Origin of the sequence: Pseudomonas sp. QE6 (assembly GCF_041379005.1) — a bacterium.
Lineage (GTDB): Bacteria > Pseudomonadota > Gammaproteobacteria > Pseudomonadales > Pseudomonadaceae > Pseudomonas.
The window spans coordinates 2,442,418-2,454,995 of record NZ_CP166873.1 but is presented as its reverse complement, the minus strand read 5'-3'; the positions used below and the strand labels follow the sequence as shown (position 1 = coordinate 2,454,995).

The 12,578-nt window shown below is 65.5% G+C and carries 14 protein-coding genes; 8 read left to right on the top strand and 6 right to left on the bottom strand.

From position 1 onward, the window contains the following. The first annotated feature begins 22 nt into the window (after positions 1-22). From ACAW63_RS11290 to cmoB, 8 genes are all read left to right on the top strand, one after another. Positions 23-829: a helix-turn-helix transcriptional regulator gene (locus tag ACAW63_RS11290; RefSeq protein WP_371233710.1), complete on the top strand. Its 807-nt coding sequence runs from the start codon at positions 23-25 to the stop codon at positions 827-829. A gap of 106 nt (positions 830-935) precedes the next feature. After that, on the top strand, positions 936-3,335 hold the full coding sequence (gene lon / locus ACAW63_RS11285; RefSeq protein ID WP_371233708.1) for an endopeptidase La: 2,400 nt from the start codon (positions 936-938) through the stop codon (positions 3,333-3,335). Positions 3,336-3,555: 220 nt separating this feature from the next. Beyond that, the gene (locus ACAW63_RS11280; protein ID WP_371233706.1) at positions 3,556-3,951 is read left to right on the top strand and encodes a protease inhibitor I42 family protein; all 396 of its coding nucleotides are present in this window, start codon (positions 3,556-3,558) and stop codon (positions 3,949-3,951) included. Positions 3,952-4,047: 96 nt separating this feature from the next. Continuing rightward, positions 4,048-4,722, top strand: a complete 675-nt coding sequence (locus tag ACAW63_RS11275) for a lysoplasmalogenase (protein WP_371233705.1) — start codon at positions 4,048-4,050, stop codon at positions 4,720-4,722. 1 nt (position 4,723) lies between these two features. Then, positions 4,724-5,473, top strand: coding sequence for a substrate-binding periplasmic protein (locus ACAW63_RS11270; protein WP_371233702.1), 750 nt, complete (start codon positions 4,724-4,726; stop codon positions 5,471-5,473). A gap of 87 nt (positions 5,474-5,560) precedes the next feature. Then, positions 5,561-6,133, top strand: a complete 573-nt coding sequence (locus tag ACAW63_RS11265; protein ID WP_275610549.1) for a hypothetical protein — start codon at positions 5,561-5,563, stop codon at positions 6,131-6,133. Between the two features lie 114 nt (positions 6,134-6,247). Beyond that, positions 6,248-6,988 carry a carboxy-S-adenosyl-L-methionine synthase CmoA gene (cmoA, locus tag ACAW63_RS11260; protein ID WP_371233701.1) on the top strand — a complete coding sequence of 247 codons (741 nt, stop codon included), beginning with the start codon at positions 6,248-6,250 and terminating at the stop codon, positions 6,986-6,988. Next, on the top strand, positions 6,985-7,953 hold the full coding sequence (cmoB, locus tag ACAW63_RS11255) for a tRNA 5-methoxyuridine(34)/uridine 5-oxyacetic acid(34) synthase CmoB (RefSeq protein WP_371233699.1): 969 nt from the start codon (positions 6,985-6,987) through the stop codon (positions 7,951-7,953). Before cmoA ends, cmoB begins: the two co-directional genes overlap by 4 nt. Positions 7,954-8,051: 98 nt before the next feature. Here cmoB and pdxJ read toward each other — a convergent pair whose 3' ends face one another. From pdxJ to lepB, 6 genes are all read right to left on the bottom strand, one after another. Beyond that, on the bottom strand, positions 8,052-8,795 hold the full coding sequence (gene pdxJ / locus ACAW63_RS11250) for a pyridoxine 5'-phosphate synthase (protein ID WP_371233697.1): 744 nt from the start codon (positions 8,793-8,795) through the stop codon (positions 8,052-8,054). Then, the gene (gene recO / locus ACAW63_RS11245) at positions 8,788-9,492 is read right to left on the bottom strand and encodes a DNA repair protein RecO (protein ID WP_371233695.1); all 705 of its coding nucleotides are present in this window, start codon (positions 9,490-9,492) and stop codon (positions 8,788-8,790) included. The genes pdxJ and recO overlap by 8 nt, the downstream gene beginning before the upstream one ends. Positions 9,493-9,580: 88 nt before the next feature. Continuing rightward, positions 9,581-10,522, bottom strand: a complete 942-nt coding sequence (era, locus tag ACAW63_RS11240) for a GTPase Era (protein ID WP_275610544.1) — start codon at positions 10,520-10,522, stop codon at positions 9,581-9,583. Beyond that, complete coding sequence (rnc, locus tag ACAW63_RS11235) at positions 10,515-11,204, bottom strand: ribonuclease III (RefSeq protein WP_207887202.1); 690 nt, start codon at positions 11,202-11,204, stop codon at positions 10,515-10,517. The genes era and rnc overlap by 8 nt, the downstream gene beginning before the upstream one ends. Further along, positions 11,201-11,578, bottom strand: coding sequence for a DUF4845 domain-containing protein (locus ACAW63_RS11230; RefSeq protein WP_275610543.1), 378 nt, complete (start codon positions 11,576-11,578; stop codon positions 11,201-11,203). The genes rnc and ACAW63_RS11230 overlap by 4 nt, the downstream gene beginning before the upstream one ends. A gap of 144 nt (positions 11,579-11,722) precedes the next feature. Beyond that, positions 11,723-12,577, bottom strand: coding sequence for a signal peptidase I (gene lepB / locus ACAW63_RS11225; protein WP_371233693.1), 855 nt, complete (start codon positions 12,575-12,577; stop codon positions 11,723-11,725). Between the last annotated feature and the right edge of the window lies 1 nt (position 12,578).

Genomic DNA, 12,578 nt, shown 5'->3' with positions numbered 1-12,578 from the left:
CTAACGATAAACAGGCAGCCAGATGCGCAAAAAGGACATCCCCACCGACTCGGTGCTCGACCATGGCGACGAGCGGGCCGCCAGCCCGGTAGCGGCCGTCGCCCTGGACTTCCCCGATGGCCATGAAGTGCCGGCTCACAGCCATCACCGCGCGCAGTTGCTCTATGCGGTGCGCGGCGTATTGGTGGTGGGCAGCGCCAGCGGCCAGTGGGTGGTGCCGGACAATCGCGGCCTGTGGATACCCGCCGGCGTCGAGCACTGGACGCGGATGGTCGGCGACGTGCAGGTGCGCACCCTCTACGTGGAGCCGGACAGCGCGCCGCACCTGCCGCAAAGCTGCTGCGTGCTGGCGGTGTCGCCGCTGTTGCGCGAGCTGATCCTGGCCGCGCTGTCGATCAGCGGCGAAGTGACGCCGGACTCCCGCGACGGCCGCGTCCTCGGCCTGCTGCTGGACGAACTGCGCGAAGAACCCGTGCTGCCGCTGCACCTGCCGCTGCCGGCGCACCCGCGCCTGCGCGCGCTCTGCCAGGCCATCCAGCGCGACCCCGGCGAGCACGCCGGCCTGGCCGACTGGGCGCGGCAGGCGAACGTGGACGCCAAGACGGTGCAGCGCTGGTTCCTCCGCGAAACCGGGCTGACCTTCGGCCAATGGCGCCAGCAGGCGCGCCTGCTGGCGGCCCTGGAGCGTCTGGCACTGGGCGAGAGCGTGCTGAGCGTGGCGCTGGAAGTCGGCTACAGCACGCCCAGCGCCTTCAGTGCCATGTTCAGCCGCCAGTTCGACCGGCCGCCCAGCGACTTCCTGCGGCCGCGCCCGCTAATCCGGCGGTAAGCAATCTCCTGCAACATCGACTCGAAACATCCACTCAAAACATGGGATTGAAACCCCGCTCCGGCTTCCCCATCTAGACTGTCATGTCCAATCAGTCAGGTGCCTCATGAGCGACCACGACGAGATTCACGATATCAATAGCGCCGAAGAGGTCAGCAACACCGGGCTCGTGCTGCCCGGCCAGAGCCTGCCGACCACGGTCTATGTCATTCCGATCCACAACCGCCCGTTCTTCCCGGCGCAGGTGCTGCCGGTGATCGTCAACGAGGAGCCGTGGGCGGAAACCCTTGAGCTGGTGGCCAAGACTGAGCACCACAGCCTGGCGCTGTTCTTCATGGACAACCCGCCGGACGACCCGCGCCATTTCGATCCCAACAGCTTGCCCGAGCACGGCACCCTGGTGCGCGTGCACCATGCCAGCCGCGAGGGCGGCAAGCTGCAATTCGTCGCCCAGGGCCTGTCGCGGGTGCGCATTCGCGGCTGGATCAAGCGCCACCGCCCGCCCTTCCTGGTGGAAGTGGAGTACCCGCATACCCCCAGCGACCCGAGCGACGAGGTGAAGGCCTACGGCATGGCCCTGATCAATGCGATCAAGGAACTGCTGCCGCTCAACCCGCTGTACAGCGAAGAGCTGAAGAACTACCTGAACCGCTTCAACCCGAACGATCCGTCGCCGCTGACCGACTTCGCCGCCGCACTGACCACCGCGCCGGGCGCCGAACTGCAGGAAGTGCTGGATACCGTGCCGATCCTCAAGCGCATGGAGAAGGTGCTGCCGCTGCTGCGCAAGGAAGTGGAGGTCGCGCGACTGCAGAAGGAGCTGTCCGCCGAGGTGAACCGCAAGATCGGCGAACGCCAGCGCGAGTTCTTCCTCAAGGAACAGCTGAAGATCATCCAGCAGGAACTGGGCATCACCAAGGACGACAAGAGCGCCGATTCCGACGAATTCCGTGCCCGCCTGGAGGGCAAGGTCCTCCCCGAGCAGGCGCAGAAGCGCATCGAGGAGGAGCTGAACAAGCTGTCGATCCTGGAGACCGGCTCGCCCGAGTACGCCGTCACCCGCAATTACCTGGACTGGGCCACCTCGGTGCCCTGGGGCTTGCTGGGCACCGACAAGCTCAACCTCAAACACGCGCGCAAGGTGCTCGACAAGTACCACGCAGGCCTCGACGACGTGAAGGAGCGCATCCTCGAGTTCCTCGCCGTGGGTGCCTTCAAGGGTGAGATCGCCGGTTCCATCGTGCTGCTGGTCGGCCCGCCCGGCGTAGGCAAGACCAGCATCGGCAAATCCATCGCCGAGAGCCTGGGGCGGCCGTTCTACCGTTTCAGCGTCGGCGGCATGCGCGACGAGGCGGAGATCAAGGGCCACCGCCGCACCTACATCGGCGCCCTGCCCGGCAAGCTGGTGCAGGCGCTCAAGGACGTGCAGGTGATGAACCCGGTGATCATGCTCGACGAGATCGACAAGCTCGGCAGCAGCTACCAGGGCGACCCCGCCTCGGCACTGCTGGAGACGCTCGATCCGGAGCAGAACGTCGAATTCCTCGACCACTACCTGGACCTGCGCCTGGACCTGTCCAAGGTGCTGTTCGTCTGCACCGCCAACACCCTGGATTCGATCCCCGGTCCGCTGCTCGACCGCATGGAGGTGATCCGCCTGTCCGGCTACATCGCCGAGGAAAAACTGGCCATCGCCAAGCGCCACCTGTGGCCCAAGCAACTGGAAAAGGCTGGCGTGCCGAAGAACCGCCTGTCGATCAACGACGCCGCCCTGCGCGCGGTGATCGAGGGCTACGCCCGCGAGGCCGGCGTGCGCCAGCTGGAAAAACAGCTCGGCAAGCTGGTGCGCAAGTCGGTGGTGAAGCTGCTGGAAGACCCGGAGTCGGTGGTGAAGATCGGCGCAAAGGACCTGGAGGATTACCTCGGCACACCGGTGTTCCGCACCGAACAGCTGCTCTCCGGCGTCGGCGTGATCACCGGCCTGGCCTGGACCAGCATGGGCGGCGCCACCCTGCCGATCGAAGCGACGCGCATCCACACGCTCAATCGCGGCTTCAAGCTCACCGGCCAGCTGGGCGACGTCATGAAGGAGTCGGCGGAGATCGCCTACAGCTACATCAGTTCGCACCTGAAGAAGTATGGCGGTGATCCGACCTTCTTCGACCAGGCCTTCGTCCACCTGCACGTGCCGGAGGGTGCGACCCCCAAGGACGGCCCCAGCGCCGGCGTCACCATGGCCAGCGCCCTGCTGTCCCTGGCGCGCAACCAGGCGCCGAAGAAAGGCGTGGCCATGACCGGCGAGCTGACCCTCACCGGCCAGGTGCTGCCGATCGGCGGCGTGCGCGAGAAGGTGATCGCCGCGCGCCGGCAGAAGATCTACGAGCTGATCCTGCCGGAAGCCAACCGTGGTGACTTCGAGGAGCTGCCGGAGTACCTCAAGGAAGGCCTGACGGTGCATTTCGCCCGTCGTTATGGCGATGTGGCGAAGGTGTTGTTCCCAGCCTGACGCCTGACGGATCGCGGATGGGATCCGCTCCTGCGAGAGCCGAAACGCCCTGCGGGAGCGGACCTTGTCCGCGAAATCCGACGCGGATGAATCCATTCCCACAAACGAACTTCAGCGTTCTGCGCCCGCAAGGAATGCGCCCTACCAGGCCTCGGCACATTTCCTTCTCCCCCGATTGCGATATCCTGCGGCCAGTCTGGTCCCCACCCCAGGAGTCGTCATGCCGTCGTACCGCCTGTTGCTCCCCCTCTCCCTGGCCCTGCTCGCCGGCTGCGCCGGGCAGTCCAAACCCGTGGTCACCCTGGAAGACGCCAGTGACTGCAAGCCCCTGAAGCTGCACGAAGGCCAGGAGCTGGTCCTGATCCTGCCGAGCAACCCCACCACCGGTTTCCGCTGGGAAATGCGCAACGCCGCCAATGGTCTGCTGCGCAGCCTGGGCCCCGAGGTCTACAGCAACCCGGAAGACGCAGGCCTGGTCGGCAGCGCCGGCGAATCCACCTGGCGCTTCCGCGTGACCGGCACCGGCGAGGACAAGCTGGAACTGGCCTATCGCCGCCCCTGGGAGCCGGAAGTCGCGCCTGCGCAGACCTTCGTCTGCCCCATCGCCGTACGCTGACCCGGCGCCATAAGCCGCTCGCGCTGACGCCTGCGGCCTGTGGAGGTAGCGCGTACTGCGGCACAGTGGACGCTCATTTCCAAGGGAGGGAACCCCATGCGCTGTGCATTTCTGGCACTCATCGGCGGCATCGCCTACCTGCTTGCCGTCACCTTCGACCTGCCGCCCTTGCGCATGCTGTGCAAGCCGCTGCCCGTGCTCGCACTGCTGCTTTGGGTGCTGAGCACGCCGGCCGACACCTACCGTCGCTGGATCGCAGCGGGACTGGCGCTGTCGATGCTCGGCGACATCCTGCTGGAATGGCCGGTCAATGCCTTCGTCCCGGGGCTCGCCGCCTTCCTGCTGGCCCACCTGGCCTATCTGGCCGCCTACCTCGGCGATACCCGGCGCCTGGCTCCGGCAGGCCTGCTGTTCGCCGCCCTGGTCGGTGGCGGCCTGTTCGCCCTGCTCTACAGCCGGGGCCTGGGCCCGCTGCTGCTGCCGATCGCCCTCTACAGCCTGACCATCAGCTGCATGCTCTGGCGCGCCATCGCCCGCCTCGGCTGCGCCGAGCTGCCGGCCGCCAGCCGCAACCTCGCCGCCGTCGGCGCCCTGCTGTTCGTCAGCTCGGATTCGATGATCGGCATCAGCCGCTTCGTCGGCGCCTTCGACGGCTCCTCCTACGCCATCATGCTCACCTACTGGCTGGGCCAGTTCGGCATCGCGGCATCCGTCACAAGTCGTCATCAGGCTCTGCCATACTCATCGGGACAGCCCACTACCCGAGTCTGACATGCTGCGTTTCGCTGTGCCGGCTCTGCTCCTGTGCATCTCTCTGATCGCTTCGGCGGAGCCACTGCGCCTGGCCGGGGACGATTGGTGCCCCTATATCTGCCCGGATAACCCGGACAAACCCGGCTACCTGCTCGAAGCCCTGACCCGCATCCTCAACCAGCCCCCGGCCTTCGAACCCCTGCCCTGGCCACGCGCCCTGCAGATGGCCCGTGAAGGGCTGGTGGACGGCGTGGTCGGCGCCTACCCGGAAGAATCGGAAAGCCTGGCGATCGGCCAGGAGCCCATCGGCTGGGTGACCATGCGCTTCTACACCCGTGCCGACAGCCAGTGGCGCTACCAGGGTCCGGCGTCGCTGGACGACCAGTCCATCGGCCTCGCCCAGGGCTACTCCTACGGCGCGCAGCTGGACGCCTGGCGTGACAGCCACCTGGACGATCACGAGCAGGTACAGGTGCTCAGCGGCGAGCGGGTGCTGGAGCGCAACATCCAGAAGCTGCTGCTCGGCCGCATCAGCGTGCTGCTCGAGGACAGCCAGATCGTCGAGCACTACCTGCATCGCCACCGCTTGTCCGGGCAGGTTCGTGCCGCCGGGCAACTGGCCGATAAACGTCCTATGTACGTCGCTCTCAACCCGCGCCTGGAGTCGGTCAGGGAGCGCCTCGCCGAGCTCGATGACGGCCTGCGCGAGTTTCGCCGGAACGAACAGTGGAAACCGCTGATGCAAGGATACGGAGTGGCTGTGGAATAGGCTTTCCAGTGCGTGAGAAAAGTCCGGCACAGCGCTTGGGCATCGGCTATAGATCAATTACAAGAGACCGCGATTAAGGGGAGCTCCATGCGTGCAGTAGTTCGCTCGATGATGTTGCTGGGAGCGTGCGTGATGCTCTCGGCTTGTGGCAGCCTGCTGCCCAGCGAACGTGCGGAAGTGCAGTCACCTTTCCTGGACTACCAGGATGCACAGAGCCGCTTCAACCAGGTCGAGACGGGCAAGACCACCAAGTCGCAGCTCTACGCGCTGGGCTTCGATCCGCTGTCCCAGGGCAACGCCAAGATGCTCTCGTTCATCGACGTGCGGTTGATGTTCGTGCAACCCAACATTCCCATCGACTACCTGCCTGACGGCCTGATCACCTGCCTGCAGGCCAAGGATCGCTGCGTCGGCTATGCCTTCGATTTCAGCAAGACCGACAGCCAGCGGGTGGGCAGCTTCTGGGCGGACATCTTCAACTTCCGCAAGCGCCGGGAGGTCCAGGGCTGGTCGTTCCGCCCGGTATTCGTGCTGATCGACGACGTGGTGGTGCACAAGACCAGCAACGGCGAACCGAACATCCGCCGCCGGGAAGACAAGAAGAATCCGCTCGGCCCGCTGCAGGGCGCCGGCGAATACTTCTCCGACCAGCTCAAGTGACCCTTATCGGCTGAAGCTTGGGCGCACTGGGCGCCTCGGCTACAATGCGCGCCCCGGCAGACCGGGCGCGCCGCGCCCTGTTGCCCGTTTCAGCGTAACGAGGCCCCATCCAGCGTGAGCGAATCCGACCGCATCTTCGCCCAGCCGCAAGCCCAGGTTCCCGACTTCACCTTCAACGAGGACGTGGTGCGCGTCTTCCCGGACATGATCAAGCGATCGGTGCCGGGCTACCCCACCATCGTCGAGAACATCGGTGTGCTCGGCGCGCGCTTCGCCGCACCCAATAGCGTGCTGTACGACCTCGGCTGCTCCCTCGGCGCGGTGACCCAGGCGCTGCGCCGCCATGTGAGGACCGAAGGCTGCCGAGTGATCGGCGTGGACAACTCCGCCCCGATGATCGAGCGCTGCGGCGAATACCTGCGCGCCCAGGACGCCATGTATCAGGAACTGCTGCCGGTCGAGCTGATCGAGGCGGACATCCTGAGCATGGAGCTCAAACCCTGCTCGCTGATCGCGATGAACTTCACCCTGCAGTTCATCGCCCCCGAACAACGCCTGGCGCTGCTCACCCGCCTGCACGACAGCCTGTTGCCGGGCGGTGCGCTGATCCTCTCGGAAAAGCTGCGCTTCGCCGACGAGCAGGAGCACGAGTTGCTCACCGACCTGCACATCGACTTCAAGCGCGCCAATGGCTACAGCGAACTGGAAATCGCCCAGAAGCGTACCGCCATCGAGAACGTCATGCGCCCCGACACCCTGGAGACCCACCGCGAACGCCTGTTGGCCGCGGGATTCTCCAAAGTCGTGCCCTGGTTCCAGTGCCTCAACTTCGCTTCCCTGATTGCCCTGCCATGATCGAACGCTTCGACCTCGACCGCCTTAGCCGCGAACTGGCCGGCACACCGCTGGAATCCTGGGCCGCCTCGCTGCCCGCACAACTGACCGCCAAGGTCGACGACGGCCATGGCGACCTGGAACGCTGGCTGGCGGCGGTGGATCGGCTGCCGCAGCTGCATGCCGCCGCCGTCGAACTGCGCGAGCGCTTCAACCTCGAAGGCGCCTGCGACGAGGGCACCCGCGAGCAGCTCAAGCTCGCCCTGCAAGGGCTGATCCCCTGGCGCAAGGGCCCCTTCCACCTGTTCGGCGTGCACATCGACACCGAATGGCGTTCGGACTGGAAGTGGCAGCGCGTCTCGCCGCACATCGACCTGGTGGGCAAGCGCGTCCTCGACGTCGGCTGCGGCAACGGCTACTACCAGTGGCGCATGCTCGGCGCCGGTGCGCGTAGCGTGGTGGGTGTCGACCCGAACTGGCTGTTCTTCTGCCAGTTCCTCGCCATGAAGCGCTACCTGCCGGACCTGCCGGCCTGGCACCTGCCCTTCGCCCTGGAAGACCTGCCGGAAAAGCTGGAAGGCTTCGACACCGCGTTCTCCATGGGCGTGCTCTACCACCGCCGCTCGCCCATCGACCACCTGCTGGCGCTCAAGGACTGCCTGCGCCGGGGTGGCGAACTGGTGCTGGAAACCCTGGTGGTGGAAGGCGACGTGAACACCGTGCTGGTGCCCGAAGACCGCTACGCGCAGATGCGCAACGTGTGGTTCCTGCCGTCGGTGCCGGCGCTGGAGCTGTGGCTGCGCCGCGCGGGCTTCACCGACGTACGCAGCGTGGACATCAGCCGCACTTCGGTGGAAGAGCAGCGTGCGACGGAATGGATGCGCTACCAGTCGCTGCCGGACTTCCTCGATCCGAACGACCATAGCCGCACCCTCGAAGGCCTGCCGGCGCCGCTGCGCGCCACGCTGGTGGCGCGCAAACCGTAAGTCTCGACAGGTTCGCGAGCAAGCTCGCTCCTACGAAGAGCAGTGCTCCTTGTAGGACCGAGGGGGGCGCCTAGCCCTTGCTCGCGAACCACCCTCAATCAGCGGTTGGCCGCCGCCACGATCAGCGCCTTCATCTCCGCCACCGCCTGCTTGAAGCCCACGAACAGCGCATGGGCGACGATGGCGTGGCCGATGTTCAGCTCGTTGATCCCGGTAATCGCCGCCACCGGCTCGGCATTGTGGTAATGCAGGCCATGGCCGGCGTTGACGATCAGCCCGTGGGACAGACCGAACTCCACGCCGTCGCGGATGCGCGCCAGCTCATGGGCAGCTTCGGCGGGGGTGTGGGCATCGGCGTAACGGCCGGTGTGCAGCTCGACGGCCGGCGCGCCGATACGCGCAGAGGCCTCGATCTGCCGCTGGTCCGGGTCGATGAACAGCGACACCTCGCAACCGGCGGCGGCCAGCCGCTGTACCGCCTCGCGGATGCGCGCTTCCTGGCCGGCGACGTCCAGGCCACCCTCGGTGGTCAGCTCCTGGCGAGTCTCCGGAACCAGGCAGACGTGGGCCGGACGGATGATCTCGGCGAACTTCATCATCTCTTCGGTGACGCCCATTTCGAAGTTCATGCGGGTCTGCAGCACTTCGGCGAGCACGCGCACATCGCGGTCCTGAATGTGCCGGCGATCTTCGCGCAGGTGCACGGTAATGCCGTCGGCGCCGGCTTCCTCGGCGTCCAGCGCAGCTTTCACCGGGTCGGGATAGCGGGTGCCACGGGCCTGGCGCAGGGTAGCGACGTGATCGATGTTCACGCCCAGCAGGATACGATTGGCTTCAGTCACGGGAGTTGTCCTTGCGATTCATGAATAACTCGCGGCTGACCAGTGGCCGGCCGCCCAGATGGGGCGCCAGGGCCTGGCGCATCAGACGTTTGGCTGCCGCCAGCGCGCCCGGAGCGCTCCAGTCGGCCTCGGCCATCGCCAGCAGATCGGAGCCATGGAACAGCCCCGGTTGCAGGCTGCCGACCGGCTCCAGGCCGGAATCCGGCAGCAGGCGGTAAAGACCGTCGGGGGCCACCGGCTGGCCGACGATATCGCTGTCCAGAGAGAAACCATAACCCAGTTCGTCCAGCAGCCGCCATTCGAAGGCACGCAGCAGCGGCTCCAGCGGGCTGCCGGCGGCCAGCAACGGCAGGGTCGCGCGGTAATGGTCGAACAGCGCGGGATGCGGGTCTTCCGCCGGCAGCAGGCGGATCATCAGCTCGTTCAGGTACAGGCCGCTGAACAGCGCCTCGCCGCTGAGCAGATTGGGAATGCCATTGGCCTCCAGGCGCACGACATTCTTCAGGTCAGTGCGCCCGCGGAACTCGGCTTCCAGCGGGACGAAGGGCCGCGCCAGCGCGCCGGCCTTGCCCCGCGCACCGCGCAACACGGCCCGCAGCCGGCCTTGCGGCGTGAGGAAGTCCACCAGCGCACTGGTTTCCTTGTAGGCGCGGCTGTGCAGGACGAAGGCGGCTTGGGCGGGAGAAGCGAGGCTCATGGCGCTGCGCCTGGAGTGGGAGTCGGGAAGCGGGCGCACTCAGGCGCCGGAAGCTGTGCCCCGCGAGCGGCTCGCGGGGCAGGATCGGTCAGAGGTCGCCGTAGCCCAGCGAACGCAGCGCGCGCTCGTCGTCGGACCAGCCGCCCTTCACTTTCACCCAGAGGTTGAGCATGACCTTGGAGTCGAACAGCACTTCCATGTCCTTGCGGGCGTTCTGGCCGATGCTTTTGATGCGCTCGCCCTTCTCGCCGATGATGATCTTCTTCTGGCCATCGCGCTCGACCAGGATCAGCGCGTGGATGTGCAGGATCGGGCCGTCCTGCTTGAACTCTTCGATCTCTACCGTGACCTGGTACGGCAGCTCGGCGCCCAGCTGGCGCATGATCTTCTCGCGCACCAGTTCGGCGGCGAGGAAGCGGCTGCTGCGGTCGGTGATCTGGTCTTCGGGGAAGAAATGCTCGCTTTCGGGCAGCCGCTCGGCGACCAGCCCCTCGAGAACATCCAGGTTCTGCCCGTGCTGGGCGGAAATCGGCACGACTTCAGCGTTGGGCAGTTGCTCGGCCAGCCACTGCAGATGCGGCAGCAGCTCACCCTTGTCTTCCATGCGGTCGACCTTGTTCACCGCCAGCAGCACCGGGCAGCTCACGTACTTGACCTTGTCGTAGACCATCTGGTCTTCGTCGGTCCAGCGATTGCGGTCGACGACGAAGATCACCACGTCGACATCCTTCAGCGCGGCACTGGCCGAACGGTTCATGTAGCGGTTGAGCGCCTTGTCGTTGTCCTTGTGCAGACCGGGGGTGTCGACGTACACCGCCTGCACGTCACCTTCGGTCTTGATGCCCAGCAGGGTGTGGCGGGTGGTCTGCGGCTTGCGCGAGGTGATGGCCAGCTTCTGGCCGAGGATGTGGTTGAGCAGGGTCGACTTGCCCACGTTGGGGCGGCCGACGATCGCGACATAGCCGCAACGAACGACTCCCGCTTCATCGTGCTCGGATGGGTCGTGCTGGTCTTGCTCGTGATCACTCATGGCCATTCTCCACGCCCAGGGCTGCCAGGGCGGCGGCAGCGGCCACCTGCTCGGCGATACGGCGGCTGCCGCCGTGGCCATGGGTCTTGTCATTCAACAGGGCAACCTCGCACTCGACGAAGAAGGTGCGGCAATGCGGTTCGCCCTGGATATCCACCACGTCATAGCGCGGCAACTCGCACCCGCGCGATTGCAGGAACTCCTGCAGGCGGGTCTTGGGGTCCTTGTTGGTATCCACCGGGGTCAGCTCGCGCAGCTGCGGGCCGAGCCAGGCCATGATCCGCTCGCGGGCGGAGTCCATGCCGGTATCCAGGTAGATGGCGCCGATCAGTGCCTCCATGGCATCGGCCAGGATCGACTCACGGCGGAACCCGCCGCTCTTCAGCTCGCCCGAGCCCAGGCGCAGGTAATCCCCGATTTCGAAACCGCGGGCCAGCAGGGCCAGGGTCTCGCCCTTCACCAGGCGTGCGCGCAGGCGCGACAGTTGGCCCTCGCGGGCCTGGGGGAAGTGGGTGAAGAGGGCTTCGCCGATGACGAAGTTGAGGATGGCGTCGCCCAGGAACTCCAGGCGCTCGTTGTTGCGCCCGGCGAAACTGCGATGGGTCAGCGCCAGGACCATCAGGTCCTGGTCGCGAAAGGTATAGCCAAGCTTGCGCTCGAGTCGATCCAGACTGTTACTCACGGCATTCGTACACGGAATTCTTTGTCAAATTTCACCACCAGGTCGATGTTCTGCACCAGCGGCTCACGTTTTTCGTATTTCAGGTGGGCGCGGAATTCGTTGTTCTCGAGCTTCACGTCCAACGCGTCATCCAGCTTGAGGTCGCGGATGTTGTTGAGCATCAGCGCCTTGTCCACGTAAGAGTAGAACTCCGGAACAGTGCGCACTTCGGCGGCCTTGTCGGTTTCCACCGAGGTGATGGCCTTCTCGATGGCGTAGTAATCCATGTAGTGCGGGAATACCTTGAACGCTGCGCTGGCCAGGAACGCCACCACGGCGAGGACCACCAGCCAGCTCAGCAACGACATGCCCTTCTGCGAACGTGCGTACTTCATATCGACCTCATGTCGGTATCGTTCTTATTGTCCGCCAACCGCGGCGGGTCCAAGTGCAAGCGGGGCTGCCTCGCTCCCCGCGTGCAGCCCCGCCCGGGTTTCTAGCACTGTTCGCCGCCCGAAGGCTTCGAACATCTCACAACTTTAGTGGATCACGCCCACTCGCGAGAAATTCGGCAGATTGCGCTGCTTGGGCTCCGGCCAGCTCATCCACACCGCGAACGCCTTGCCGACGATATTGCGGTCCGGAACCATGCCCAGCAGGTCCTTCGGGATCTTCGGGTCGTTCCAGTAGCGGCTGTCGTTGGAGTTGTCGCGGTTGTCGCCCATCATGAAGTAGTGCTCGGCCGGCACCTTCCACTGCCTGCCCGGCTCGACGCGATAACGGGTCATTTCCTTGCGGATCAGGTGCTCGACGTCGCCCAGTTTTTCCTTGTACAGCGTCACGCTGCCCAGGCTGCCCGGCTCCTCGCCCATGAGCTTCTCGGCGACCAACTGATCGTTGACGTAGAGGCGCTTGTCGCTGGTATAGCGGATGGTGTCGCCGGGAACGCCGATCACACGCTTGATGTAGTTGATGTTCGGGTCGCTGGGGTAGCGGAACACCATGACATCGCCGCGCTGCGGATCACCCACCGGGATCACCTTGGTGTCCAGCACCGGCAGGCGGATACCGTAGGCGAATTTGTTCACCAGGATGAAATCGCCCACTTCCAGGGTCGGCTTCATCGAGCCGGACGGAATCTGGAATGGCTCGACCAGGAAGGAGCGCAGCACCAGCACGATGAACAGCACCGGGAAGAACGACTTGCCGTACTCGACCAGCACCGGTTCCTTGTTCAGTTTTTCCAGCACTTCCGGATCAGGCTCGCCGACCGTGCCTTCGTAGGCGGAAATGGCTGCCCGGCGGCGCGGTGCGAACAACACCAGGTCCACCAGGGCGAGAACGCCGCACACAGCAACGGCAATCACCAGCAACAGCGGGAAATTCAGCGTCATA

What these genes read in the sequence shown, in the direction of transcription:
- ACAW63_RS11290 (WP_371233710.1), top strand. Translation starts at nt 23, where the DNA reads ATGCGCAAAAAGGACATCCCCACCGACTCGGTGCTCGACCATGGCGAC.
- lon (WP_371233708.1), top strand. Translation starts at nt 936, where the DNA reads ATGAGCGACCACGACGAGATTCACGATATCAATAGCGCCGAAGAGGTC.
- ACAW63_RS11280 (WP_371233706.1), top strand. Translation starts at nt 3,556, where the DNA reads ATGCCGTCGTACCGCCTGTTGCTCCCCCTCTCCCTGGCCCTGCTCGCC.
- ACAW63_RS11275 (WP_371233705.1), top strand. Translation starts at nt 4,048, where the DNA reads ATGCGCTGTGCATTTCTGGCACTCATCGGCGGCATCGCCTACCTGCTT.
- ACAW63_RS11270 (WP_371233702.1), top strand. Translation starts at nt 4,724, where the DNA reads ATGCTGCGTTTCGCTGTGCCGGCTCTGCTCCTGTGCATCTCTCTGATC.
- ACAW63_RS11265 (WP_275610549.1), top strand. Translation starts at nt 5,561, where the DNA reads ATGCGTGCAGTAGTTCGCTCGATGATGTTGCTGGGAGCGTGCGTGATG.
- cmoB (WP_371233699.1), top strand. Translation starts at nt 6,985, where the DNA reads ATGATCGAACGCTTCGACCTCGACCGCCTTAGCCGCGAACTGGCCGGC.
- recO (WP_371233695.1), bottom strand. Translation starts at nt 9,492, where the DNA reads ATGAGCCTCGCTTCTCCCGCCCAAGCCGCCTTCGTCCTGCACAGCCGC.
- era (WP_275610544.1), bottom strand. Translation starts at nt 10,522, where the DNA reads ATGAGTGATCACGAGCAAGACCAGCACGACCCATCCGAGCACGATGAA.
- ACAW63_RS11230 (WP_275610543.1), bottom strand. Translation starts at nt 11,578, where the DNA reads ATGAAGTACGCACGTTCGCAGAAGGGCATGTCGTTGCTGAGCTGGCTG.
- lepB (WP_371233693.1), bottom strand. Translation starts at nt 12,577, where the DNA reads ATGACGCTGAATTTCCCGCTGTTGCTGGTGATTGCCGTTGCTGTGTGC.